This window comes from Pseudomonas sp. P108, assembly GCF_032613195.1.
In the GTDB taxonomy this organism is placed as follows: Bacteria; Pseudomonadota; Gammaproteobacteria; order Pseudomonadales; family Pseudomonadaceae; genus Aquipseudomonas.
Genome location: NZ_CP126691.1, coordinates 5,563,111 through 5,588,643 on the forward strand (window position 1 = coordinate 5,563,111; position 25,533 = coordinate 5,588,643).

At 59.7% G+C, this 25,533-nt stretch carries 25 protein-coding genes and 1 tRNA gene; 18 read left to right on the forward strand and 8 right to left on the reverse strand.

Translation table 11 applies throughout. The annotated features are described in order from the left end of the window. The first annotated feature begins 18 nt into the window (after positions 1-18). Genes phrB through QOM10_RS24495 form a run of 8 tightly spaced genes read left to right on the forward strand, consistent with a single transcriptional unit; the run spans position 19 to position 6,808 of the window. Positions 19-1,464, forward strand: a complete 1,446-nt coding sequence (gene phrB / locus QOM10_RS24460) for a deoxyribodipyrimidine photo-lyase (RefSeq protein WP_316917087.1) — start codon at positions 19-21, stop codon at positions 1,462-1,464. After that, positions 1,457-1,879 carry a nuclear transport factor 2 family protein gene (locus tag QOM10_RS24465; RefSeq protein WP_316917088.1) on the forward strand — a complete coding sequence of 141 codons (423 nt, stop codon included), beginning with the start codon at positions 1,457-1,459 and terminating at the stop codon, positions 1,877-1,879. The genes phrB and QOM10_RS24465 overlap by 8 nt, the downstream gene beginning before the upstream one ends. Continuing rightward, positions 1,876-2,658, forward strand: coding sequence for an SDR family NAD(P)-dependent oxidoreductase (locus tag QOM10_RS24470; protein ID WP_127929747.1), 783 nt, complete (start codon positions 1,876-1,878; stop codon positions 2,656-2,658). Before QOM10_RS24465 ends, QOM10_RS24470 begins: the two co-directional genes overlap by 4 nt. Next, positions 2,655-3,902, forward strand: coding sequence for an NAD(P)/FAD-dependent oxidoreductase (locus QOM10_RS24475; RefSeq protein ID WP_127929748.1), 1,248 nt, complete (start codon positions 2,655-2,657; stop codon positions 3,900-3,902). The genes QOM10_RS24470 and QOM10_RS24475 overlap by 4 nt, the downstream gene beginning before the upstream one ends. Beyond that, on the forward strand, positions 3,899-4,714 hold the full coding sequence (locus QOM10_RS24480; protein WP_127929749.1) for a DUF1365 domain-containing protein: 816 nt from the start codon (positions 3,899-3,901) through the stop codon (positions 4,712-4,714). Before QOM10_RS24475 ends, QOM10_RS24480 begins: the two co-directional genes overlap by 4 nt. Then, the gene (locus QOM10_RS24485; protein ID WP_316917089.1) at positions 4,701-5,966 is read left to right on the forward strand and encodes a cyclopropane-fatty-acyl-phospholipid synthase family protein; all 1,266 of its coding nucleotides are present in this window, start codon (positions 4,701-4,703) and stop codon (positions 5,964-5,966) included. The genes QOM10_RS24480 and QOM10_RS24485 overlap by 14 nt, the downstream gene beginning before the upstream one ends. Continuing rightward, positions 5,959-6,450, forward strand: coding sequence for a DUF2878 domain-containing protein (locus tag QOM10_RS24490; protein WP_127929751.1), 492 nt, complete (start codon positions 5,959-5,961; stop codon positions 6,448-6,450). Before QOM10_RS24485 ends, QOM10_RS24490 begins: the two co-directional genes overlap by 8 nt. Before the next feature lie 52 nt (positions 6,451-6,502). Then, the gene (locus QOM10_RS24495; RefSeq protein ID WP_077574517.1) at positions 6,503-6,808 is read left to right on the forward strand and encodes a YkgJ family cysteine cluster protein; all 306 of its coding nucleotides are present in this window, start codon (positions 6,503-6,505) and stop codon (positions 6,806-6,808) included. A 133-nt stretch (positions 6,809-6,941) separates the two neighbouring features. On the opposite strand, the gene QOM10_RS24500 is transcribed toward QOM10_RS24495, so the two are convergent. The 6 genes from QOM10_RS24500 to hemA all read right to left on the reverse strand — a co-directional run bounded on the left by QOM10_RS24500 (position 6,942) and on the right by hemA (position 12,302). Next, the gene (locus tag QOM10_RS24500; protein WP_150750496.1) at positions 6,942-7,460 is read right to left on the reverse strand and encodes an acyloxyacyl hydrolase; all 519 of its coding nucleotides are present in this window, start codon (positions 7,458-7,460) and stop codon (positions 6,942-6,944) included. 112 nt (positions 7,461-7,572) lie between these two features. After that, positions 7,573-8,364, reverse strand: coding sequence for a glutamate racemase (murI, locus tag QOM10_RS24505; RefSeq protein ID WP_127929753.1), 792 nt, complete (start codon positions 8,362-8,364; stop codon positions 7,573-7,575). Further along, the gene (locus QOM10_RS24510; protein WP_150652014.1) at positions 8,357-9,112 is read right to left on the reverse strand and encodes a molybdopterin-synthase adenylyltransferase MoeB; all 756 of its coding nucleotides are present in this window, start codon (positions 9,110-9,112) and stop codon (positions 8,357-8,359) included. The genes murI and QOM10_RS24510 overlap by 8 nt, the downstream gene beginning before the upstream one ends. Beyond that, positions 9,106-9,936, reverse strand: a complete 831-nt coding sequence (gene prmC, locus QOM10_RS24515; protein ID WP_316917090.1) for a peptide chain release factor N(5)-glutamine methyltransferase — start codon at positions 9,934-9,936, stop codon at positions 9,106-9,108. Before prmC ends, QOM10_RS24510 begins: the two co-directional genes overlap by 7 nt. Further along, positions 9,937-11,019, reverse strand: a complete 1,083-nt coding sequence (gene prfA, locus QOM10_RS24520; RefSeq protein ID WP_316917091.1) for a peptide chain release factor 1 — start codon at positions 11,017-11,019, stop codon at positions 9,937-9,939. It abuts the gene before it with no gap. Further along, positions 11,016-12,302, reverse strand: coding sequence for a glutamyl-tRNA reductase (gene hemA, locus QOM10_RS24525; protein ID WP_007951716.1), 1,287 nt, complete (start codon positions 12,300-12,302; stop codon positions 11,016-11,018). The genes prfA and hemA overlap by 4 nt, the downstream gene beginning before the upstream one ends. Before the next feature lie 273 nt (positions 12,303-12,575). Between hemA and QOM10_RS24530 the strand changes: the two genes are divergently transcribed. From QOM10_RS24530 to ychF, 8 genes are all read left to right on the forward strand, one after another. Beyond that, complete coding sequence (locus tag QOM10_RS24530) at positions 12,576-14,300, forward strand: tetratricopeptide repeat protein (protein WP_127929757.1); 1,725 nt, start codon at positions 12,576-12,578, stop codon at positions 14,298-14,300. Between the two features lie 3 nt (positions 14,301-14,303). Beyond that, on the forward strand, positions 14,304-14,921 hold the full coding sequence (lolB, locus tag QOM10_RS24535; protein WP_316917092.1) for a lipoprotein insertase outer membrane protein LolB: 618 nt from the start codon (positions 14,304-14,306) through the stop codon (positions 14,919-14,921). A 3-nt stretch (positions 14,922-14,924) separates the two neighbouring features. Next, positions 14,925-15,776 (forward strand): 4-(cytidine 5'-diphospho)-2-C-methyl-D-erythritol kinase, encoded by an 852-nt coding sequence (gene ispE, locus QOM10_RS24540; protein ID WP_316917093.1) that lies wholly within the window; start codon positions 14,925-14,927, stop codon positions 15,774-15,776. Between the two features lie 36 nt (positions 15,777-15,812). Then, positions 15,813-15,887: transfer RNA gene (locus tag QOM10_RS24545), tRNA-Gln, on the forward strand. A gap of 45 nt (positions 15,888-15,932) precedes the next feature. After that, positions 15,933-16,874 (forward strand): ribose-phosphate pyrophosphokinase, encoded by a 942-nt coding sequence (locus QOM10_RS24550; protein ID WP_003171603.1) that lies wholly within the window; start codon positions 15,933-15,935, stop codon positions 16,872-16,874. Positions 16,875-17,016: 142 nt separating this feature from the next. Further along, positions 17,017-17,619, forward strand: coding sequence for a 50S ribosomal protein L25/general stress protein Ctc (locus tag QOM10_RS24555; RefSeq protein ID WP_093441442.1), 603 nt, complete (start codon positions 17,017-17,019; stop codon positions 17,617-17,619). 171 nt (positions 17,620-17,790) lie between these two features. Beyond that, positions 17,791-18,375 carry an aminoacyl-tRNA hydrolase gene (pth, locus tag QOM10_RS24560; protein WP_008079560.1) on the forward strand — a complete coding sequence of 195 codons (585 nt, stop codon included), beginning with the start codon at positions 17,791-17,793 and terminating at the stop codon, positions 18,373-18,375. A 22-nt stretch (positions 18,376-18,397) separates the two neighbouring features. Then, entirely contained in the window at positions 18,398-19,498 is a 1,101-nt protein-coding gene (ychF, locus tag QOM10_RS24565; RefSeq protein WP_016987222.1) for a redox-regulated ATPase YchF, read from the forward strand. Positions 19,499-19,684: 186 nt separating this feature from the next. Here ychF and QOM10_RS24570 read toward each other — a convergent pair whose 3' ends face one another. Beyond that, positions 19,685-20,902: an MFS transporter gene (locus QOM10_RS24570; RefSeq protein ID WP_150776212.1), complete on the reverse strand. Its 1,218-nt coding sequence runs from the start codon at positions 20,900-20,902 to the stop codon at positions 19,685-19,687. A gap of 333 nt (positions 20,903-21,235) precedes the next feature. Between QOM10_RS24570 and QOM10_RS24575 the strand changes: the two genes are divergently transcribed. Beyond that, positions 21,236-23,293, forward strand: coding sequence for a methyl-accepting chemotaxis protein (locus QOM10_RS24575; protein ID WP_316917094.1), 2,058 nt, complete (start codon positions 21,236-21,238; stop codon positions 23,291-23,293). On the opposite strand, the gene QOM10_RS24580 is transcribed toward QOM10_RS24575, so the two are convergent. After that, positions 23,286-24,188: a LysR substrate-binding domain-containing protein gene (locus QOM10_RS24580; RefSeq protein ID WP_316917095.1), complete on the reverse strand. Its 903-nt coding sequence runs from the start codon at positions 24,186-24,188 to the stop codon at positions 23,286-23,288. The genes QOM10_RS24575 and QOM10_RS24580 overlap by 8 nt on opposite strands. A 226-nt stretch (positions 24,189-24,414) precedes the next feature. On the opposite strand from QOM10_RS24580, the gene QOM10_RS24585 reads away from it, so the two are divergent. Next, positions 24,415-25,533: an ABC transporter ATP-binding protein gene (locus tag QOM10_RS24585; RefSeq protein ID WP_316917096.1), complete on the forward strand. Its 1,119-nt coding sequence runs from the start codon at positions 24,415-24,417 to the stop codon at positions 25,531-25,533.

The following is a 25,533-nucleotide window of genomic DNA, read 5'->3' on the forward strand; positions in this document are numbered from 1 at the left end:
GACGCAGTGAGTTCCGACATGCAATTGATCTGGCTGCGCAGCGACTTGCGCCAACATGACAACACCGCCCTCGCGGCCGCCGCAGCGCGCGGCCCGACGGTCGCCGTGTACCTGTTGAGCCCGCAGCAGTGGCTGGAACATGACGATGCGCCGTGCAAGGTCGACTTCTGGTTGCGCAACCTGCGTGAGCTGAGCGCAAGCCTTGGCCAACTCAATATCCCGTTGCTGATTCGCACTGCAAGCCATTGGGATCAAGCCCCGGCGGAACTGCTCAAGCTCTGCCGGCAGCTGAAGATAGCCGCGGTTCACGTCAATGAAGAATATGGCGTCCATGAAAGCCGTCGCGATGCAGCGATAGGCGAAACACTGAAGGCCGAGGGCATCACCTTTCACAGCCATCTCGACCAGTTGCTGTTCAAACCCGGCACGGTGCTGACCAAGACCGACAGCTACTTCAAGGTGTTCAGCCAGTTCCGCAAAGTCTGTTACGAACGCCTGCATCGCTCGATGCCGGCGTTGGTCAAGGCACCAGGCAAACAGGCAAAACTGGCGATAGACAGCGACCCGATTCCCGACTCCGTCAAAGGCTTCGCCACACCGAGCCAATCCCTGCGCGATCTGTGGCCGGCCGGTGAACAGGAAGCCCGACGCCGCCTCGACACCTTCACCGACGCGCAAATCGACTACTACCAAAGCGAACGCGACTTCCCGGCCAAACCTGGCACCAGTCAGCTCTCGGCGTATCTGGCGGCGGGCGTGATTTCGCCGCGCCAGTGTCTGCATGCCGCCCTGCAAAGCAATCAGGGCGAATTCGAAAGCGGCAAGGTTGGCGCGGTTACCTGGATCAACGAGCTGCTGTGGCGCGAGTTCTACAAGCACATTCTGGTCGGCTACCCACGGGTCTCAAGGCATCGCGCTTTCCGCCCGGAAACCGAAGCGCTGGCCTGGCGTGATGCGCCGGAGGATCTCGCCGCGTGGCAAGAGGCGCGCACCGGTCTGCCGATCATCGACGCCGCGATGCGCCAACTGCTGGAAACCGGCTGGATGCACAATCGCCTGCGCATGATCGTGGCGATGTTCCTGACCAAAAACCTGCTGATCGACTGGCGCGAAGGCGAACGCTTTTTCATGCGTCACCTCATCGATGGGGATCTGGCGGCGAACAACGGTGGCTGGCAGTGGAGTTCGTCGACGGGCACCGATTCGGCGCCGTATTTCCGCATCTTCAACCCGCTGAGCCAATCGGAAAAATTCGACAGCGAAGGCCTGTTCATCAAGCACTGGCTGCCGGAACTGGCGGCCCTCGACAAGAAACAAGTGCATAACCCGGCCGACGTCGGTGGTTTGTTCGGCGCGGCGGACTATCCGTCGCCGATCGTCAACCTCAGCACCTCGCGCCAACGGGCGCTGGCAGCCTTCAAGAATCTGCCTTCGCGTACGTCTTCAGGAGGTGATGATGAGTGAATTCCTGCGCCGCTTCGCCCGGCAATTTTCAGCGTTGAACAAAGACAACCTGCAAAGCCTGGGCGAGCTGTACAGCGATGACATTCACTTCACCGACCCGCTGCACGAAGTGCAGGGTCTGGGACAGTTACGCGACTATTTCGGCGAACTGTATGCCAACGTCAGCGAGCTGCATTTTGATTTTCATGGTTTCGACCAGATCGGCGACTGCGAAGGTTACTTGCGCTGGGTCATGAGTTATCGCCATCCGCGCCTCGCGGGCGGCCGCGTTATTCGCGTCAGCGGCTGCTCGCATTTGCTGTGGCACGACAAGGTTTATCGCCATCGGGATTATTTCGATGCCGGGGCGCTGCTGTATGAACACTTGCCAGTATTGGGCCGGGTGATTGCTTGGCTGAAAAGGAGAATGGGATGAGTCGTACACCTCCACGGCGTTATTGGTTGACCGGGGCCAGCAGTGGCATCGGCGCGGCGCTGGCTGAAGAGATCTTGAAAACCGGTGCGCACCTGGCGGTCAGTTCCCGTCAGATCGCCCCGCTCAAGGTCTTGTCGCAACGCTATCCGGGGCAGGTTCTGGTGGTGCCGGGGGATCTGACCAACAGCCAGACGGTTCGCGAAATCGGCGAGCAGATCGCCGCAGACTGGGGTTCGCTGGACTCGGTGATTCTCAACGCCGGCACCTGCGAATACGTCGATGCCAAGCAGTTCGATTCGTCGATCATCGAGCACGTGGTACGTACCAACCTGCTCGCCAGCAGTTATTGCATCGAGGCTGCCCTGCCGCTGCTGCGCAAAGGCACCGCGCCGCATCTGATCGGCGTGGCCAGTTCGGTCACCTACTTGCCGCTGCCACGGGCCGAAGCCTACGGCGCCTCAAAGGCCGGTTTGCGTTACCTGTTCGAGTCGTTGCGCATCGATCTGGCCGACGAAGGCATTGAAGTCACCGTGGTCAGCCCGGGTTTTGTCGAAACTCCGCTGACCGCCAGGAATGATTTCCCCATGCCCTTGAGCTGGCCTGTGGATAAAGCCGCACGGCACATCTTCGCCAAACTCAAGGACCGACCATTGGAAATCGCCTTTCCGGCGCTGTTCATGGCCGCGTTGTGGCCGCTGTCGAAACTTCCGTCGCGGGTACAACTGGCAATCGGCAAGCGCATGGTGCGCAAGTCACCTCCGCTGACGGATCCGACATGAAAATCGCCATCGTCGGTAGCGGCATCGCTGGGCTGACCTGCGCCTACCTGCTCAATCGCCGCCATGACGTGACGGTGTTCGAGGCGGGCGACTGGGTCGGTGGTCACACGCACACGGTGCCGGTGACCGTCGATGGCCGCCAATATGCGGTGGACACCGGTTTCATCGTTTTCAACGACTGGACCTACCCGAACTTCATCCGCTTGCTCGGCCAGCTCGGCGTGGCGTTCAAGCCGACCGAAATGAGCTTCTCGGTGACCGACCCAGACACCGGTCTGGAGTACAACGGCAACAACCTCAACAGCCTCTTCGCCCAGCGCAGCAACCTGTTTTCGCCGGGGTTCTGGGGTATGTTGCGCGACATTCTGCGCTTCAACAAAGAAGCCCAGCGCGACCTCGTTGAACTGCGCATCGCCGCCGACACCACCCTCGACGAATACCTCAAGGCTGGCGGTTACGGCGAGCGTTTCATCCTGCATTACATCGTGCCGATGGGCTCGGCGATCTGGTCGATGCCGATGGCGGAAATGCTCAATTTCCCGCTGCAGTTCTTCGTACGTTTTTTCAAGAATCATGGACTGTTGTCGGTCAGTGATCGTCCGCAGTGGCAAGTCATTGAAGGTGGCTCGAGCGCTTATATCGCGCCGCTGACGGCAGCGTTCAAGGAGCGGATTCGTCTCAATTGCCCGGTAGCCCGGGTTGATCGTGACGTGCATGGCGTAGTTATCCACAGCCCGGCGGGCCTCGAGCACTTCGACCAGGTGGTGTTCGCCTGTCACAGCGATCAAGCGTTGAAACTGCTGGCGGTCCCGAGCGATGCCGAACGCGCGATCCTCGGCGCCCTGCCCTACGCCGACAATGAAGTGGTGCTGCACACCGACACGCGTTTGCTGCCGACACGCAAACTCGCCTGGGCGAGCTGGAACTATCGGCTCAGCGGCGCCGGCCACACCCACGCCGCCGTCACCTACGACATGAACATTCTGCAGGGCATTCAGAGCGATACCACGTTCTGCGTCAGCCTCAATCAGAGCGCCGGCATCAGCCCCGACAAAGTGCTTGCCCGTTACACCTATGCCCATCCGCAATTCAGCCTCGCGGCGGTGGCAGCACAAAATCGCTGGAGTGAACTGGATGGCGCGCAGCACACGCATTATTGCGGCGCCTACTGGGCCAACGGTTTTCATGAGGACGGTGTGGTCAGCGCCTTGCGCGTGGCCGCCGCGTTCGGGGAAACCTTATGAACAGCGCACTCTACAGCGGCTGGATCGGCCATCGGCGCTTCTCGCCGCGCCGCCATGAATTCCGCTACCGGATCGGTCTGCTCTACCTCGACCTCAGTGAACAGGATGCAGTTCTTGAACTGTCGCCGCTGGCCGGACGCAGTCGCTTTGCGCCGTTTTCCTTTCGTGAGACGGACTATCTCAAGGCATTCACCGGCCGAGGCATGCGCCTGATCGATGCCGTACGTCAGCAGGTCGGCATCGCCATCGGCCACGAACCGCAAGGCGCGATCTGCCTGCTGACCCAGGCGCGCAGTTGGGGGTTGTCGTTCAACCCGGTGAGTTTCTTTTATTGCCATGAAGCCGACGGGCAACTGGCGGCGATTGTCTGCGAAGTCACCAACACGCCGTGGCGCGAGCGTTATCACTATGTGCTGCCGGCGCGTGCGCCCGCCAATCTGCAGGATTTTCACCAGCACTTCGCCGTGGCCAAGGCCTTTCACGTTTCGCCGTTTCTGCCGCGCGATCTCGAATACCGCATGAGCTTCAGCCCCGCCGCGCAATCCCTTGGCGTGCACATGGCCGACTGGCAGGGCGAACACAAACTGTTCGACGCGACACTCAATCTGCAACGCGAAAGCCTCGACCGTCGCAGCCTGCATCGTTACTTGCGGCGTTTTCCGTGGATGACCGCGAAAACTGCCTTGGCGATTTACTGGCAGGCGCTACGCCTGCTGCTCAAACGCGCACCGATCTTTGCTCATCAGACTGCCGACGGCAGCTTTCAAACCGCCACTGTGCCTCCCAAGGAGCACCACCATGAAATCCTCTAGTCTGTCGGTCAGTCGGCTCAGCACCAACGGTTTGACCGGATCGCTGCTGCGCCGCGGCGTGTTGCGCCAATTGGCGCAGCTCAAACACGGACAACTGTTGGTGATCGAGGATGGCGAACGGCTGATGTTCGGCACGCCCGGCAGTGCATTGCTCGGGGAAATCCATGTGCTCGACTCGGCCGTCTGGGGCATGGTCGCCGGCAATGGTTCGATCGGTGCCGGCGAGGCCTTTATCCACGGCTATTGGAGTTCGCCGGATCTGACAGCGGTGGTGCGCGTGTTCGTCAGCAATCTGGACGTGCTCGATGCCATGGAGGGCGGCCTGGCGCGCCTCGGCCGGCCGTTGGTGCAAGGCTTGCACTGGCTCAACCGCAATACGCGCAAGGGCTCGCAGAAAAACATCGCTGCGCACTACGATCTGGGCAACGACCTGTTCGAACAGTTTCTCGACCCGACCATGATGTATTCAGCGGCGCAGTTCCTGACGCCCGAAGACAGTCTGGAGCAGGCTCAGTTGAACAAGCTGGAGCGAATCTGCCAGAAGCTCGCGCTCAAACCCGGCGACCATTTACTGGAGATCGGCACCGGTTGGGGCAGCATGGCGCTCTATGCTGCTCAAAATTACGGTTGCCGTGTAACCACCACCACACTGTCGAAAGAACAGTACGCGTTTACCGCGCAACGCATCGAACAGCTGGGCTTGCAGGATCGGGTCACGCTGCTGCTCAAGGACTACCGCGACCTCACCGGCGAATACGACAAACTGGTGTCGATCGAAATGATCGAAGCGGTCGGTCACCGCTTCCTGCCGACCTACTTCAAACAATGCGCGCACTTGCTCAAGAGCAACGGCCTGATGCTGATCCAGGCGATCACCATTCGCGAACAACGCTACGAACAAGCCAAGCGCGGCGTCGACTTTATCCAGCGTTACATCTTTCCCGGCGGCGCCCTGCCCTGCGTGCAGAAAATGCTCGAAGTGGTCAGCCGCGACACCGACATGAACCTGCTGCACATGGAAGATTTCGGCTTGCACTACGCCCGCACCCTGCGCTTGTGGCACGAGAACTTCCGTCGCGCCCACGGGCGCTTGAGCGAGTTGGGCTACGACGATTATTTCCTGCGCCTGTGGGAGTTCTACCTGTGTTACTGCGAGGGCGGTTTCCTCGAACGCACCATCGGCACCGCACAACTGTTGCTGGCCAAACCGGCAGCGATGACCGCGCCGTTGCTCGGGCGTTTCGATGCTTGAGCGTGTTGCCAATGCCGTGTTGTTCCAGCTCGGCTGGCTGACCTGCGTACTCGGCGGCAACAGCTTGTGGTTGTTGCTGGCGTTGGCGGTGCTGGTGATTCATCTGCGCTGGATCAGCAGTTGGGCGGCTGAAGGCCGTTTGATTTTGAGCGTGGTGATTGTTGGCACGGCGGTGGACAGTGTGTTGCGTGGTGTCGGGGTGTTCGAGTTTCAGGATCAGTCGCCACTGATTCCGTTGTGGCTGATGCTGCTCTGGGCATTGCTGGCAACCACATTGCGCCATTGCCTGGCATGGAGCGCCCGGCCGTGGTGGCTGGCGAGTCTGCTTGGCGCGGTCGGCGGAGCACTGTCGTATTACGCCGGCGGACGCTTGGCCGGGGTGCAATTTCCCTATGGCGAGTTGCCGACACTGATCGGCATCGGCCTGCTCTGGGCACTGCTGTTTCCGCTGCTGCATTCCATGGCGCGGCGGTTGGCGCACTGAGCGTCTGTCAGACCTTTCACACGCACAGCAGCGACTGCCTTACACTGCCGCCATGAAAACCATTCCCCACCAGCAAATCACCGAGCCGGCGGTCACCTGCTCGACCTGCGCGGCGTGCTGTTGCCAGCTCGAAGTGATGTTGATCACCGACACTGGCGTGCCTGATCGCTTTATCGATACCGATGAATGGGGCGGCGAAGTGATGCTGCGTCTGGATGACGGCTGGTGCGCGGCGCTGGATCGCGACACGATGATGTGCACGATTTACGAAAAGCGTCCGTTGATTTGCCGCGAGTTCGAGATGGGCGCGCCGGAGTGCATTGAAGAGCGCAAAGGCATCACTACCGCCTACCGCTGATCCCAAGAACACCCCCAAAACAAATGTGGGAGCGAGCCTGCTCGCGAAAGCGCTCTTTCATTCAACATCTTCGTTGAATGTGGAATAGCTTTCGCGAGCAGGCTCGCTCCCACTGGGGTCAGGTGTGTATCAGTCAGAGCGGCATTGTGTAATGCAGCGAGTAACTTTCTACCCCGTCGTTGCTGCTGGCCAAGCCGGCGTTGGAATAGTGCGTCGCACGAATTCCGACTTCATGCCCGCCATTGAAACGCAGACCAAAACCGAAGCGGTCTTCAAACTGGAAAGAGCCGCCGAGATTGTTGGATTCGTACTTGGTGTCAGAGAAGGCCGCCACACCGATCCCCGCTTCGATATACGGTTTGACCGACTGGCCGGCAAACTCGTAAACGAAGACTGGAGAGAACGACAAGCTGTTATTGCTCGACGTCTTGTCACCTTCCCAATAGGTATAAGCACCGCTCCAGTAGCCGGTCAGGCGACCGACGTCGCTCTGCAGCCAGCTCTTGTCCCAGTCGAAATTCATGCCCAGGCGGTACGTCATGGTCGAGTCGCTGGTGGCCCCCACTGCGAACTCAACACCTGCCGCTTGTGCAGTAAAACTTTGCCCCATCAGTGCGGCCGCAATCGCGGCCAAGCAGAATAGTCGCTTCACGTTGAAACTTCCTTTTCCGGAACGATCGTTTGGTTTTCTAGATAACTCTTCGCTATAGAAGCTAGCGCCTGCTCAGAAGTTCAGCTGATTTTTTAGTTATTTCACAAATTTTTTACAAGTCGAAGTTTTGTACTTCGCCGCCGCTCTGGCCCAGTCGCGGCAGGATGTTTTCGAAGTAGGCAGGATCAGCGCTGGTCCAGAATCTGACCGGTCGGTTCGGGCCGGCAGCGAGCAAATCGCGCTCAGCCAAAAGGCGCTGAAGTTGCCGCGCTACAGCAGCACCGGTATCGATCAGGCTGATGTCCGCAGGGATCATCGACTTGAGCATCGGCTTGAGAAAGGGATAGTGGGTGCAGCCCAAAATGATTGTGTCGCAACCGCTGGCCAACAGCGGGTCGACATAGCCTTGCAGCAACTGACGCAACTCGGCGCTGTGCAGATCGCCGCTTTCAATCAGCTCGACCAGGCCAGGGCATGGCTGGGTGATCACACGCACGTCAGTGGCGAAACGATCAAGTAACGCGGCGAACTTGGCGCTCTGCAGCGTGCCGGTGGTGGCGAGCACGCCGACCACACCGCTGCGGGTCGCGGCGGCGGCAGGTTTGACCGCAGGCTCCATGCCGACAATCGGCCAGTCAGGAAAGTCGCGGCGCAAATCGGCAACGCCGGCAACCGTGGCCGTATTGCAGGCCAGCACCAAGGCCTTGGCACCCTGCTCACGGAAAAACCCGGCCATCACACTGCAGCGCTGGCGGATGAACTCCGGGGTTTTCTCTCCGTAGGGAATGTGCCCGCAATCAGCGACATAGAGCAGCGATTCATTGGGCAGCAAACGCTGGATTTCCGCCAGCACCGACAAGCCGCCGACACCAGAGTCGAATACGCCGATCGGCGCTTCACGCATGGCGCGAACCACAGACGCTGCAACCCGGATCACGCTTGACGCGCAACTCGCGGAAGCGCGAACCGAGAGCATCGATCAACAGCAAACGGCCCACCAGCGGCTCACCGAAACCGACCAATACTTTCAACGCTTCCAGCGCCTGCAAGCTGCCGACCAGGCCGACCAGCGGCCCGACCACACCGGCCTCGCTGCAGGTCAGTTCAGCTTCGCTGCCGTGGCCGTATAAACAGTGGTAGCAAGGGCTCTCGGCTCGACGCGGGTCGAACACCGACAACTGCCCTTCCAGACGAATCGCCGCGCCGCTGACCAACGGTTTGCACGCAGCTACACACGCAGCGTTGACCGCTTCGCGGGTGGAGAAATTATCGGAGCAGTCGAGCACCAGATCCACCGCTGCCACGGCTGCGGCGAGAGAATCCTCGTCCAGCGCCTGACGATGAGGGATCAGTTGGATTTCTGGATTGATCGCGGTCAGACGCTTGAGCGCCGAGTCGACCTTGCTCATGCCGACGCTGTCGGTGTCATGGATGATCTGGCGTTGCAGGTTGGTCAGATCGACCGTGTCGAAATCCGCCAGATGCATTTCACCGACACCCGCCGCGGCCAGATACAAGGCAACCGGCGCACCGAGACCGCCAAGGCCGACGATCAGCACGCGACTGTCCTTGAGCTTCAATTGCCCGTCGATGTCGATGTGTTGCAGCAGAATCTGCCGGCTGTAGCGCAGCAACTCCTGATCATTCAGCACGGCAGGCGCCCCAGACTGATGCGTTGATGACCGCCCAGATCGGTGCGGCTGTGGACTTCTTCGAAACCGCGCGTGAGCAGCAAGTCGCGGACGGCTTCGGCTTGATCATAGCCGTGCTCGAGCATCAACCAGCCAGCGGCCTCCAGGTGATCCGGCGCCTGCGCAACGATCAAGCGCAGATCATCGAGCCCGTCTTCACCGGCGACCAGCGCACTGGCCGGTTCGAAGCGCACATCGCCTTCGACCAGATGCGGATCGGCGACAGCAATGTACGGCGGGTTACTGATGATCAACTGGAAACGCTGACCTTCCAGCGCGCTGAACCAATGGCTACTCAGCACCGTGGCGTTGTTCAAATGCAGGCGCTGGCGATTACGTTCAGCGAGGGCCACGGCTTCGAGCACGCGATCCACCGCAGTGACTTTCCACGCCGGACGCTCGCTGGCCAAGGCCAAAGCAATCGCGCCGCTGCCCGTGCCGAGATCGAGCACTTTGGCCGGCGTCGCGGGCAGTAATTCCAGCGCCGCTTCCACCAGCAGCTCGGTGTCCGGGCGCGGGATCAGCGTGTGCGGCGCGACTTCCAGATCGAGTTTCCAGAAACCCTGCTGACCGAGAATATAGGCCACCGGCTCACCGCTACGGCGGCGTTGCAGGTACTCGGCAAAAGTCAGCGCGGCCTCACTTGGCACGATGCGCTCGGGCCAGGTGTGCAGAAAACTGCGTGACTTGCCCAGCGCCGCCGCCAGTAGCAACTCGGCGTCCAGACGCGCGGTGGGCGAGTCCGGCAGTTCGGCGGCACGCAACAGGCTGGCGATGATGGTCATTTATTCACCTATCGCTGCGAGTTGGTCAGCCTGGTGTTCAGCCAGCAACGGTTCGATCACTGCTTCAACGCCACCGGCGAGGATTTCATCCAGCGAGTACAGGGTCAGGTTGACGCGATGGTCAGTGACCCGGCCCTGGGCAAAGTTATAGGTGCGGATGCGCTCGGAACGGTCGCCGGAACCGACCAGCAATTTACGCTCGCTGGCGATGGCGTTCGCCGCCGCTGCGTTTTGCTGATCGTTGAGCTTGGCCGACAGCCAGGCCATCGCCCGCGCCCGGTTCTTGTGCTGGGAGCGCTCTTCCTGACACTCGACGACGGTGCCGGTCGGTATGTGCGTGATGCGGATCGCCGAGTCGGTGGTGTTGACGTGCTGACCACCGGCCCCGGAGGAGCGGTAAGTGTCGACGCGCAAATCCGCCGGGTTGATCTCGATGGCTTCGCGCTCGTCCGGCTCGGGCAATACCGCCACGGTGCAGGCCGAGGTGTGGATACGGCCCTGTGATTCGGTAGCAGGCACGCGCTGTACGCGGTGCGCACCGGATTCGAATTTCAGCTTGCCGTAAACGTTGTCGCCTTCGATGCGGGCGATGACTTCTTTATAGCCACCGTGTTCGCCTTCGTTTTCCGACAGGATCTCGACACGCCAGCCGCGCCGCTCGGCGTAACGCGAGTACATGCGGAACAGGTCGCCGGAGAAGATCGCCGCCTCGTCGCCACCGGTGCCGGCACGGATTTCGAGAAAGACGTTACGGCCGTCGTTGGGATCCTTGGGCAGCAACATGCGTTGCAGGTCGGCTTCCAGGGTGATCAGCAATTCCTTGGCTTCGCGGACTTCTTCCACGGCCATTTCACGCATGTCCGGGTCGCTGTCCTTGAGCAGCGCCTGCGCGCCTTCAAGATCGCTTTGTACGCTGAGCAGCTTTTTATAGCCTTGTACCACCGGCTCAAGTTCGGCGTATTCCTTGGAATAAGCGCGGAATTTGGCCTGATCGGCAATGACTTCGCCGTCGCCGAGCAGCGCGGTCAGTTCCTCGAAACGGTCCTGGAGGATGTCCAGCTTATTGAGCAGTGACGCTTTCATTGCGGTTTTTTATCCGAAAAGCTATCCGGTGAGCCCTCGAGGGCAAAGAGTTCCTGGGCCATGGCCAGCGCATCGAGGCGGCCTTCGGCAGAAAGCTTTTTCAGTTGCACGCTCGGGGCATGCAACAGTTTATTGGTCAGGCCACGGGCCAGTTGCCCGAGCACGTCTTCGGCGTTGCCGCCGTTGGCCAGCAAACGCAGGGCCTTTTGCAGTTCCTCGTCGCGCAGGCGTTCGCTCTGTTGACGATAGGCCTTGAGCACGTCGACCGCCGCCAGTTCGCGCAGGCGCACCATGAAATCGTCGGCGCCAACCGAAACCATCTCTTCAGCGGCTTGCGCTGCGCCCTGACGGCTCTTGAGGTTTTCGGCGACCACTTCGTGGAGATCGTCGACGCTATACAGGTAAACGTCGTCCAACTCGCCGACTTCCGGCTCGATATCCCGGGGAACGGCGATGTCGACCATAAAGATCGGCTTGTGCTTGCGCAGCTTCAGCGCACTCTCGACCGCGCCCTTGCCAAGAATCGGCAACTGACTGGCGGTCGAGCTGATGACGATATCGCTGCGCACCAGTTCTGCCGGGATGTCCGACAGCAACACCGCGTGGGCGCCGAACTGCTCGGCCAGCAGACTGGCGCGCTCCAGCGTGCGGTTGGCAACGACGATGCGCTTGACGCCCAGCTCGTGCAAATGACGGGCGACCAGGGTAATGGTCTCGCCGGCGCCGATCAGCAGAGCCTGACTGCGCTGCAAATCACTGAAAATCTGTTTCGCCAGGCTGACGGCGGCAAACGCCACCGATACCGGGTTTTCACCGATGGCAGTGTCGGTGCGCACCTGCTTGGCGGCATTGAACGTTGCCTGAAACAGTCGCCCCAGCAGCGGACCGATGGTGCCGGCCTCGCGGGCCACGGCATAGGCCGATTTCATCTGACCGAGAATCTGCGGTTCGCCCAGCACCAGCGAGTCGAGCCCGGAGGCGACGCGCATCATGTGACGAACTGCCGCATCATCTTCATGCACATAAGCACTCGCGCGCAGCTCATCGAGGCTTAAATGGTGATAGTCGGCCAGCCAGCGCAGCACGATATCGGCAGAAAGCTGATCCTGTTCTATATAAAGCTCACTGCGATTGCAGGTGGAGAGGATCGCAGCTTCGCGGCTGTCGGTCAGTCGGCAGAGCTGCTGCAAGGCCTCCACCAGCTGTTCAGGAGTAAAAGCCACGCGCTCGCGGACGTCTACTGAAGCAGTCTTGTGGTTGATACCGAGTGCAAGGAAGGCCATTCAAGGTCGCTGATGGTGACGTGAAGCCGGCAATTGTCCTACTTCGAAAGATTCAGAACAACTACCGCTGACTATTGTCCCAATCGTCAGTCCCTATAATGGGCACAATTTGGCTCCTTGCAGGAGCTGCCGCAGGCTGCGATCTTTTGATTGTGGTTTTTCGAATCACCAGCAAGATCAAAAGATCGCAGCCTTCGGCAGCTCCTACGGTTATGTTTGGCCGAAGGCTTGTGTCATGATGATCCGACCGCAGGTTAGTCGTCCTCTTCCTATATGAATAGATCTTCCGCGTTGCTCCTCGCTTTTGTCTTCCTCAGCGGCTGCCAGGCCTTGGCTCCCGTTTCGCCGGACGGTACGCCGTCGGTTGAAGACACCACGCCCGCGCCTGAAAAGCCCAAGGTTTACAGCTCGTTCAGCGAGGAAACCGTTTTCAGCCTGTTGAGCGCCGAACTCGCCGGTCAGCGCAATCGTTTCGACATTGCCCTGGACAACTACGTGACCCAGGCCATCAACACCCAGGATCCGGGCGTCTCCGAACGCGCATTCCGTATCGCCGAGTATCTGGGCGCCGATCAACCGGCCCTCGATACCGCACTGATCTGGGCAAAAAACGCCCCGGACGATCTCGAAGCGCAACGCGCCGCCGCCGTGCAACTCGCCCGCGCCGGGCGTTATGACGACTCCATGGTGTATATGGAGAAAGTCCTGCAGGGCAAGGGCGACACTCATTTCGACTTTCTCGCGCTGTCGGCCGCCGATACCGATCAGGAAACCCGCAACGGTCTGATGAAAAGTTTTGACCGTTTGTTGCAGCGCCATCCGAACAACAGCCAGCTGATTTTCGGCAAGGCCCTGCTCCTGCAACAGGACGGCGACAACAAAGGCGCACTGGCATTGCTCGAAGACCATCCGCCAGAAGAAGGCGAAATCGCCCCGATTCTGCTGCGCGCGCGCCTGCTGCAACTGCTGAACCGTGGCGACGAAGCGCTGCCATTGCTGCAAAAAAGCATCAAGAAGTACCCGGACGACAAGCGTCTGCGCCTGACTTACGCGCGCATGCTGGTTGAACAGGACCGGATGGACGACGCCAAGGCCGAGTTCTCCAGCCTGGTTCAGCAATACCCGGAAGACGACGAACTGCGTTACTCGCTGGCCTTGGTCTGCCTGGAAGCCAAAGCGTGGGACGAGGCCAAGGGGTATCTGGAAGACCTGATCGCCCGTGAAAGCCACGTCGATTCGGCGCACCTGAACCTCGGTCGTATCGCTGAGGAACGCAACGACCCGCAAGGCGCCCTCATCGAGTACGCCCAGGTCGGCCCGGGCAACGATTATCTGCCGGCGCAATTGCGTCAGGCCGACATTCTGATGAACAACGGCAAGACCGCGGAAGCGCAAAGCAAACTTGCCGCCCAACGCGACGAGCAACCGGATTATGCGATCCAGCTGTACCTGATCGAATCGGAAACCCTGTCGGCCAACAAGCAGGACGACAAGGCCTGGAAAGTCTTGCAGACAGCCTTGCAGCAGTATCCGGACGATCTGAATCTGCTGTACACCCGGGCGATGCTCGCGGAAAAACGCAATGACCTGGCGCAGATGGAAAAAGACCTGCGCCTGATCATCAAGCGTGATCCGGACAACGCCATGGCACTCAATGCTTTGGGCTACACCCTGTCCGATCGCACCACGCGCTACGCTGAAGCCAAAACGCTGATCGAGCAGGCACATCAGATCAATCCGGAAGACCCGGCCGTACTCGACAGCCTCGGCTGGGTGAACTACCGCCTGGGCAATCTGGACGACGCAGAGAAATATCTGCGTCAGGCGCTGGAGCGTTTCCCTGATCACGAAGTCGCCGCGCACCTCGGTGAAGTGTTGTGGACCAAGGGCAACCAGCGTGAAGCCAAACAAATCTGGGGCAAATTCCTCAAGGATCAGCCCGACAGCACCATTCTGCGCAGCACCATCAAGCGCCTGACCGGATCCGAGACTCTTTAACTCATGTTTTTGCGCCACGTAATTGTTTTCAGCTTCATCGCCCTGCTCGCTGGCTGCTCGGGTTTTGGCACTCGCGAATCGGTCGAGGGCCACGGCAGCCCGGCTCAATGGACCGCAAACAAACAACAGCTGACCGGCCTCGACGGCTGGCAGATCGACGGCAAGATCGGCATCCGCGCACCGAAAGATTCCGGTAGCGGCACGCTGTTCTGGCTGCAACGTCAGGATTACTACGACATTCGTTTGTCCGGCCCGCTGGGGCGTGGCGCGGCACGTTTGACCGGGCGTCCGGGCAAGGTGTCGCTGGAAGTCGCCAACCAGGGTCGCTATGAATCTCAGTCCCCGGAAGCCCTGCTCGAAGAACAGCTCGGCTGGAAACTGCCGGTGTCGAATCTGGCCTGGTGGGTCCGTGGCCTGCCAGCGCCTGATAGCAAAAGTCGCCTGAATCTGGACGCCGACAGCCGCTTGGCCAACCTCGAACAGGATGGCTGGAAAGTCGAATACACCGCTTACACCGAACAGAACGGTTACTGGCTGCCCGAGCGCATCAAGCTGCACGGCACCGACCTCGACGTCACGCTGGTGATCAAGACCTGGCAACCGCGCAAGTTGGGGCAATAACGCATGACCGCTGCACGTCTGACCCTGCCCTCGCCGGCCAAACTCAACTTGATGCTGCACATTCTCGGTCGTCGTGAAGACGGTTATCACGAGCTGCAGACGCTGTTTCAGTTTGTCGATTACGGCGATGAAATCACTTTTGCCGTGCGTGATGACGGTGTGATTCAACTGCACACCGAGTTCACTGGCGTGCCGCATGACAGCAACCTGATCGTGCGTGCGGCAAAAATGCTCCAGCAACAATCCGACTGTAAGCTCGGCATCGATATCTGGATTGATAAAGTCCTGCCCATGGGCGGCGGAATCGGGGGCGGCAGCTCGAACGCGGCGACGACTTTGCTCGGTCTGAATCATTTGTGGCAACTGGGTTGGGATGAAGATCGCCTGGCCGCACTGGGCCTGACACTCGGCGCCGACGTGCCGGTTTTTGTCCGTGGCCATGCGGCTTTTGCCGAGGGCGTGGGCGAGAAACTCACTCCGGTGGATCCCGAAGAACCGTGGTATCTGGTGCTCGTGCCGCAAGTCTCTGTTAGTACGGCAGAAATTTTTTCCGATCCTTTGTTGACACGTAACACGCCGCCCATTAAAGTGCGCCCCGTTCCCGAGGGAAACAGTCGAAATGACTGCTTGCCGGTGGTTGCAAGGCGTTATCCAGAAGTACGTAACGCATTGGATTTGTTAGGTAAATTTACCGAAGCAAAACTCACCGGAACTGGAAGTTGTGTGTTTGGGGGCTTCCCAAGCAAAGCTGAAGCTGATAAAGTCTCGGCCCTTCTGACAGAGACCCTTACAGGGTTTGTAGCGAAAGGCAGCAACGTTTCGATGTTGCACCGCAAGCTGCAAAGTCTGATCTAAAGGAACCAGGTGCTCGGCACTTGATGCAACAGATACAGGGGCGTCGCCAAGCGGTAAGGCAGCAGGTTTTGATCCTGCCATGCGTTGGTTCGAATCCAGCCGCCCCTGCCATTTTCTATACTCATCCAGGTTACCCTCAGCCTCTAGGTACTGCGCGTGTCCAAGATGATGGTCTTTACGGGGAATGCTAACCCCGATCTGGCTCGGCGTGTTGTACGTCAGCTGCATATCCCTCTCGGTGACATTTCTGTCGGTAAGTTCTCCGACGGCGAAATTACTGCCGAGATCAATGAAAACGTTCGCGGTAAAGACGTTTTCATTATTCAGCCGACTTGCGCTCCGACCAACGATAACCTGATGGAACTGGTAGTGATGGCTGATGCCTTCCGCCGCTCCTCGGCTACTCGTATCACTGCTGTTATTCCTTATTTTGGTTATGCCCGTCAGGATCGCCGTCCGCGTTCCGCACGTGTGGCTATCAGCGCGAAAGTCGTTGCTGACATGCTTACCGTAGTCGGCATCGACCGTGTTCTCACGGTTGATCTGCATGCTGACCAGATTCAGGGTTTCTTCGATATTCCGGTAGATAACATCTACGGCTCCCCGGTTCTGGTGGATGACATTGAAGATCAGCGCTTCGAAAACCTGATGATCGTGTCCCCGGACATTGGTGGCGTCGTGCGTGCACGTGCTGTTGCCAAATCCCTGGGCGTGGACCTTGGGATCATCGACAAACGCCGTGAGAAAGCCAATCACTCTGAAGTGATGCATATCATCGGTGATGTCGAAGGGCGTACCTGCATTCTGGTCGATGACATGGTCGATACCGCCGGCACTCTGTGCCACGCGGCCAAGGCCCTGAAAGAGCATGGCGCAGCCAAGGTCTTTGCCTACTGCACACACCCTGTGCTGTCGGGTCGGGCCATCGAGAATATCGAAAATTCCGTGCTGGACGAGCTGGTGGTGACTAACACCATCCCGCTGTCCGCTGCAGCACAAGCCTGTGCACGTATCCGTCAACTGGATATCGCACCGGTTGTTGCCGAAGCGGTTCGCCGCATCAGCAATGAAGAATCGATCAGCGCGATGTTCCGTTAAGGGCCCTGCCCTTCACGAAATGTCTCGTTGACGAAAAGCGCCCCGCCCCGGCATTCCTGCCGGGGCGGGGCTTTTTTGCCCATACCGTGTTTGGCGCTGGTCGCAAACGCCACTCCGGTCATGGCTATTTTGGAGATACACAATGAACGATTTTACTCTGAATGCTGAAGTGCGTTCCGACCTGGGGAAAGGTGCGAGCCGCCGCCTGCGTCGTCTCGCCGCTCTGGTTCCAGCTGTTGTTTACGGTGGCGAAAAAGCCCCTGAATCCATCAGCATGCTGGCCAAAGAAGTTGCCAAACTGCTCGAAAACGAAGCTGCCTACAGCCACGTTATCGAACTGAACGTTGGCGGCAAAAAGCAGAACGTCATCATCAAAGCCCTGCAACGTCACCCGTCCAAGGGTCACGTTCTGCACGCTGACTTCGTACGCGTCGTAGCCGGTCAGAAACTGACCGCTATCGTGCCTGTGCACTTTGTTGGTGAAGAAGCTCCGATCAAGAAAGGCGGCGAGATCTCGCACGTTCTGAACGAAATCGAAGTAACTTGCCTGCCGAAAGATCTGCCTGAGTTCATCGAAGTCGACCTGTCGGCTCTGGAAATCGGCGCGATCGTCCACCTGTCCGACATCAAAGCCCCTAAAGGCGTTGAGTTCGTTGCACTGGCTCACGGTGACGACAAAGCTGTTGCAAACGTACACGCTCCACGCGTTGCTCCAGAAGCTACCGAAGAAGGCGCAGCAGAGTAATTCACTCTGTCATGCCTGAGTGAACAAGTAACATCGCGGACTGGAACGTAGCGAGAAAGCGGGCGAGAACGCGGAGTTTACATCCATGGTAAATGAGCATTTTTCGTCCACTTTCGCCGCTTTCCCTGATCGCGGCGATGTTACTCACCACTCAAAGGAAGGGCCCCTATCGTGACTGCCATCAAACTGATCGTTGGCCTGGGAAATCCAGGCGCCGAATACGACCAGACCCGGCATAACGCAGGGGCCCTTTTTGTTGAGCGCATCGCCCACGCACAGAATGTGAATCTTGTGGCCGATCGCAAATATTTCGGCCTGACCGGGCGCTATTCGCATCAGGGTCAGGATGTTCGTCTGCTGATTCCCACCACCTACATGAACCGCAGCGGCCAGGCCGTGGCGGCACTCGCCGGTTTCTTCCGCATAAAGCCTGAAGAAATCCTCGTGGCGCATGACGAACTCGACTTGCCTCCGGGCGTTGCCAAGCTCAAGCAAGGCGGCGGCCATGGCGGTCACAACGGGTTGCGCGACATCATTGCGCAACTGGGCAATCAGAATACGTTCTACCGCCTGCGGCTTGGCATTGGCCACCCGGGCGTCGCCAGTATGGTTTCAAATTTCGTCCTGGGTCGTGCGCCACGCGCCGAACAGGAAAAACTCGATGCCAGCATCGACTTTGCCCTCGGCGTGCTGCCGGATATCCTCGCCGGTGAATGGAACCGCGCGATGAAAAACCTGCACAGCCAGAAGGCCTGACTCTACTCCGAGGGGAAACACCATGGGATTCAATTGCGGCATCGTCGGCCTGCCTAACGTCGGCAAGTCCACCCTGTTCAACGCCCTGACCAAATCCGGTATCGCGGCCGAAAACTTCCCCTTCTGCACTATCGAGCCGAACAGCGGCATCGTGCCGATGCCGGATCCGCGTCTGGACGCTCTGGCGGCCATCGTCAATCCGAAGCGCATCCTGCCGACCACCATGGAATTCGTCGACATCGCGGGCCTGGTTGCCGGCGCCTCGAAAGGTGAAGGCCTGGGCAACAAGTTCCTCGCCAACATCCGCGAAACCGACGCGATCGCTCACGTGGTGCGCTGCTTCGAAGACGAAAACGTGATCCACGTTTCCAACAGCGTCGACCCGAAACGCGACATCGAAATCATCGACCTGGAACTGATTTTCGCCGACCTCGACAGCTGCGAGAAGCAACTGCAGAAAGTTGCGCGCAACGCCAAGGGCGGTGACAAGGACGCCGTGGTTCAGAAGGCTCTGCTTGAGCAACTGATCGCGCACTTCACCGAAGCCAAGCCGGCACGCAGCCTGATGAAGAACATGAGCGCTGACGAAAAAGCAGTGATCAAGGGCTTCCACCTGCTGACCACCAAACCGGTCATGTACATCGCCAACGTCGCTGAAGACGGTTTCGAGAACAACCCGCACCTGGACGTGGTTCGCGCCATTGCCGAAGAAGAAGGCGCGATGGTGGTTCCGGTCTGCAACAAGATCGAAGCGGAAATCGCCGAGCTCGATGACGGCGAAGAGAAGGACATGTTCCTCGAGGCCCTGGGCCTGGAAGAGCCTGGCCTGAACCGCGTGATCCGCGCCGGCTACGAAATGCTGCACTTGCAGACCTACTTCACCGCCGGTGTCGAAGAAGTCCGCGCCTGGACCGTCAAAGTCGGTGCCACCGCACCTCAGGCTGCCGGCGTGATCCACACCGACTTCGAGAAAGGCTTCATCCGCGCCGAAGTGATCGCCTACAACGACTTCATCCAGTACAAGGGCGAAGCCGGTACCAAAGAAGCCGGTAAATGGCGTCTGGAAGGCAAGGATTACATCGTCAAGGACGGCGACGTGATGCACTTCCGCTTCAACGTGTAAGCGTTACGCCCAAGAAAAAGCCGCGTTTGATACGCGGCTTTTTTGTGCCTGAAACATTCTCCGCCACACCAACAATCCCCTGTAAGAGTGAGCCTGCTCGCGATAGCGTTCTATCAGCTACAGATGTGCTGACTGACACACCGCTATCGCGAGCAGGCTCACTCCTACAATGGGTAATGTGTGAGGTCAGGCCTTTTTGGTGCGTGGCAGGAAAATCGCCAGTACGCCAAATAGTGGCAGGAACGAACAGAGGAAATACACATACTCAATCCCGTGCACATCCGCTAGATGCCCCAGCAACGCCGCGCCGATCCCGCCAAACCCAAACATCAAACCAAAGAACACCCCGGCAATCATCCCGACATTGCCCGGCACCAGTTCCTGCGCGTACACCACAATCGCCGAGAACGCCGAGGCCAGAATGAAGCCGATCACCACGCTGAGGACAGTGGTCCAGAACAGGTCAACGTGGGGCATGAGCAGCGTGAACGGTGCCACACCGAGGATCGAGAACCAGATCACTGCCTTACGCCCGATCTTGTCGCCGATCGGCCCGCCGAAGAACGTCCCCGCCGCGACCGCTCCGAGAAACAGGAACAGGTGCAGCTGCGAACTGGCCACCGACAAGTCGAACTTCTCGATCAGGTAGAAGGTGAAGTAGCTAGTCAGGCTGGCCATGTAGAAATACTTGGAGAACACCAACAGGCCCAGCACCACCAGCGCACTGGTCACCCTGCCCTTCGATAGCCCGTGAGTCGCTGCCTGACCGGCCTTGAGCTTGAACAGATTGAGATGATGGGCGTACCAGCGGCTGATGCGGTACAGCACGAACAGCGCAAACACCGCGAACAAACCGAACCACGCCACGTTGGCCTGACCGAAGGGAATAATGATCGCCGCCGCCAGCAACGGACCGAACGCGGAACCGGCGTTACCGCCAACCTGAAAAGTCGATTGCGCCAGACCAAAGCGTCCACCGGAGGCCAGCCGCGCAATCCGCGAGGCTTCGGGGTGAAACGTCGATGAGCCGATACCGATGAGCGCCGCCGCCAGCAGAATCAGTGGAAAACTACCGACCATCGACATCATCACGATGCCAATCAGCGTGCAGATCGAACCCGCCGGCAACAGCCACGGCTTCGGATGCCGATCGGTGTGATAACCGACCCACGGCTGCAACAACGAGGCGGTCAGTTGAAAGGTCAAAGTGATCAGGCCGACCTGAGTAAAGGTCAGGCCGTAATTGGCCTTGAGCATCGGGTAGATCGACGGCAGCACCGATTGGATCAGGTCGTTGATCAAATGCGCCAGCGCCACCGCGCCGATGATACGCATCACCAATGGGCTGCTTTGCGGAGCAGCGGGCGCCGAGACAGCGGCGGTCTGAACGTTGCTGATAGCCATGAAAGTTTCCGGACAGCAGATGGGTGCACGCAGGCAGGTGCGTCAATGTGCCATTTTTCGGTGCGCCAGCGCCATCCCCTTAGCCAGCTAACTAACTGACTGGTCGTCGACTGCAAGGTGATAGCGCAACGCCATGGTCTGAATCTTGCCTTGCTTCTCCCCTTGAACGCGGGCGCCTTACAAAGGCGACCGACAATGGGAAGTTTCGCTACAGAGCCGGCCTACAGAGCGGGCGAGAGTGAACTTTCGAGGCCTTTTAGCAGGGCACAACATCAACGTCGAACGACCGCGATGCACGCCAATGGTGCGTGGTGTCCAGAGGAGTCATGGGGCATGCAGGCTTTCCTTTCACCGGGGATCAAATTGCTGGGGCGGTTTGGCTTCGCAGGTAAATTCCAGTTGTTGTTTCTGCTGTTCATTCTGCCGTTGGCCGGCAGCCTGTTGATGATCGGCCAGGACTATCGCGACAAGCTCAATCTGATTTCCGGCGAACGCGCCGGCGTGCGGCAGTTGCTTGCGCTGGATGCGCTGGACAACCTGCTCGCCGCGCAACGTGACCGCGCCGCCCGTTGGCGCGCCACGGAAACCAATCGCCAGCCGACACCGGCCACTCTCGCCGCCATGGGCGCCTTCGACGCGGTGCAACCGGCGGTTCTGCAAGCCACCACGGACTTGGGCAACGCCCTGAAAAACGAAGGTGCCGAAGGCGCAACACTCGCCCGCTATCAAGCGCTGCAAACCGCACTCAATGGTCTGGATTCGAAAAGCCTCAGTGGTGTCGGTTGGTGGCCGGACGGTTACGACCGCTTCACCAACGCCCTCAGCGCGCTGCAAGCGTTGCGCGAACAGATCGTCATGGACAATCGCCTGACCCTCGCGCCGTGGCTGGAAACGTACCTGCTGACGCAAATCTCCACGCAACACGCGCCAGACCTGATCGAACGGGTTGGACGCCTCGCCGCAGTCGGCCAAGCCTCGGTCGTCTCCGGTCAATTCACCCTGCAAAGCCGTCTGCAATTACGCGACCTGCGCAGTCGTATCGGCGACGCCCGCGAGCAACTGGTCAAAACCGCCACGCTGCTCGAAGCACGCCTGCCGAAAGATCAGCAGAGCTGGGCCAGCCAATACCACGACAGCCTGAAACGCCTCGACAGCGGCCTGAAGGTGTTGGACGACGGCGTGTTCGGCGGCAGCATCACGCTCAAGCCGGAAGACTTCGAACGCAGTCTCGACGCCTTGCTGACCGACCTCGCCGCCCTGCGTCAGCAATCGCTGGTATCGCTGGACCAACGACTCGACGCTTACCACAGCTCAGCGATCCGTCAGTTCATCATCGTCGCGGCGATCTTCGGCTGCCTGCTGCTCGCGGCGCTGTATCTGTTTGTCTGCCTGCAAGCCTCGATCCGCCGCAGCGCCAGCGGCATCACCCTGCTCGCCGAAGCCCTGCGCGACGGCAACCTCAGCCTGCAAGTGCCGGTGGTGGGCCGCGATGAATTGGCAGCGATCAGCACCGCGCTCAACGTGGCCGTGGTGCAACTGCGCACGAGCATGCTTGGCGTCGATCACGAGACATCGCAACTGAGCAACGCGGTACGCAGCCTCAATGAGCATTCCAGCGGCGCCCTCGGCGAAGTCGAAGCGCAGCAGTTGCAGATCAGCCAGATCGCCGCAGCCGCCACGCAATTGGCCGCCACCTCGCAAGGCGTGGCGCAGAGTTGCGAGCAGGCTTCCGGCAGCGCCCAGCACACCCGGCGCATCGCTGCTGACAGCAGCCGCGACAGCCAGCGCACCACCGCGAGTATTCAGCAGCTCAATCAACGCTTGAACGACACCGCAGCCGCACTCGGTCGAGTCAGCGAGCAAGGCCAGCAGATTCAATTGGTCGTCGACACCATTCGCGGTGTTGCCGAACAGACCAATCTGCTCGCGCTCAATGCGGCCATCGAAGCCGCACGCGCCGGTGAACAGGGTCGCGGTTTCGCCGTAGTGGCCGATGAAGTGCGCAGCCTCTCGCAACGTACGCAATCGTCCACCGCGCAGATCGCCGGTACGGTCGACAGCCTGCGCGCGACGGTCAACGAAGCCGTGACTCTGATGGAAGCCGCGTGCGGCCAGGCGCAAACCGATGCCGAGTCGGTCACCGGTCTCGGTGAACGCCTGGGCGAAATCGCCAGCGCCGTGCAGAGCGTCACCGACACGTTGGCGCAGATCGCCACGGCGGTAGAAGAACAGGCCAGCACCGCCGACGAAGTCAGCGGCAATATCCAGCAGGTCGATCAGGCTGCCGTGCGTTTGCTCGAAGGTGCACGGGCGGTGAATCTTGCCGCAGACACACTGAGCCAAGGCAGCAAGGCGCTGAGCGACAACACCGCACGCTTCCGCCTCAGTTGATCACGGCCTCGGGGAAGTCCGCTTGCAGCTCAGCCTTGAGCCATTGAATAAACCACGCCACATCCGCCGAGAGTTCGGCGGACGGCGTCAGCACTCGATAGCTCTCAAGCTTCACCTCAGCATCGACCGCACGCACCAGTTTGCCGCTGGCCAGCTCATGGCGCACCAGCACTTCGTTGGCCAGCGCGATGCCCTGCCCGCTTTCGGCGACTGACAGCGCGTGGTCATTGTTGACGTAGAGCATGTCGGAATTGAGATGGATATCGAGATCGTGCGCGGCGAACCACAGGTTCCACCATTCGCCGTCATCGACGTGGATCAGTTCGTGGCTGACCAGATCGGCCGGGCTGTTGATCGCTGCGATGCTGGCCAGATACGCCGGCGTGCAAATCGGGAAAACCCGAGGACAAATCAGCGCTTCCCGTGAGTCGGCATATTGCCCGTCGAGGCCGTAGACGATGCCCAGATCTGCGCTTTTGCCATCCACTTCGGTAAAAGTCGAATTCGGCTCAATGGCCAGTTTCAGCCCCGGCCGCAGATGCCGCAGCGCTTCGATCCTCGGCATCAGCCAACGCTTGGCGAAACCCGGCACCACCATGATCCGCAGCCAGCGCTCGGCATCTTTCGGCTGAGCTTCTTTGCCCGCCTCGATGATCAACTGCAAAGCCGCGCTGATCTTGCGGTGATACTTCTCCCCCGCCGGCGTCAGGTTGACCCCGCGCGAGGTGCGCTCGAACAGTTGAATGCCCAACCAGTCCTCGAGCAATTTCACATGCCGGCCAATCGCAGGCTGGGTCACGTGCAGGGCTTTCGAGGCTTCGACGTAGCTGCCCAAACGAGCGGCGGCATCAAACGCACGCACCGCGTTGAGCGGCGGCAAACGGTGGTCGGGCATGATTCCTGGCACCTTCGGCTGTTAAATTAACTAACACCTGCCATGTTTAAATTGAAGTGTCGCGCCGCGCAACCCCTGGCTGATAATCGAGCCACAGCAGAACAAAAAAACAGCTGGTTTCACACCCGAACGCAATCTCGATCCTGCCCAAAAAAATAATATCCATGGCCCGACGGCAACGCTTTGCAAAGCGAGTCGCAGGCGATGGGGGAATCGGAGGTAACGCATGAATGCCCTGCATTCGCTGCAAACGCTGGCGGTCTCGATCCGCTCAGTACGCAAGGTTTACGGTGATCCGCAGACCGGCCCGGTGGCGCTGAAAAGCATCGACTTGGACATCCGCGACAACGAATTCTTCACCCTTCTCGGCCCGTCCGGCTGCGGCAAGACCACGCTGCTGCGGATGATCGCTGGGTTCGAATTTCCCACCGAAGGCGAAATTCTCCTCTACGGCGAAAACATTGCTGACCGCCCGCCGTTCCAGCGGCCGGTCAACACGGTGTTCCAGCATTACGCGCTGTTCCCGCACATGACCATCGCCGAGAACCTGGCTTTCGGCCTTGAATCGCAGCCGATGGGCAAAGTCCTCAGCAAGGCGCAAATCGCCGAGCGCGTGCGCGAAATGCTGGCGCTGGTACAAATGGAGCGCTTCGCCAATCGCAAACCGGCGCAACTGTCTGGCGGTCAGCAACAACGTGTCGCCCTCGCCCGCGCGCTGGCCCCGCATCCGAAAGTGCTGCTGCTCGATGAGCCTCTGTCGGCGCTCGATCTCAAGCTGCGCCAGGCGATGCGCGAAGAGTTGAAAACCATCCAGGCCAAGACCGGTATCACCTTCATCTTCGTCACCCACGACCAGGAAGAAGCGCTGACCATGTCCGACCGCATCGCCGTGCTTTCCGAAGGCGAAGTGCAGCAGGTCGGACGCCCGGAAGATATCTACGAACGCCCGCGCAATCGCTTCGTCGCCGACTTCATCGGCGAAACCAATTTCATCGAAGGCACCGTCACTCGCGTGGAAAACGGTCAGGCGTGGTTCGCCGGCCCGGCGGGTCATCCATTGCCGGCGCAACCGTGCAGCGATGTGCAGGTCGGCGCCAACATCACGCTGTCAGTACGTCCCGAACGCTTGCATCTGGTATCGGCCGCGACTGAAGCCGCGCTGCCGTGCCGGATCGAAGCGCAAATCTACCTCGGCACCGATCTGCAATATCAGGTCAGCCTCAGCGACGGTTCGCGCCTCACCGTGCGTACGCCCAATTGCGTCGATCAAAGCCTGCGCTTTGCCGTCGGCTCCCAGGCCGGTCTGTTGTTCGACCGCGGAAGCGCCAGCGTCCTGCACGACTGA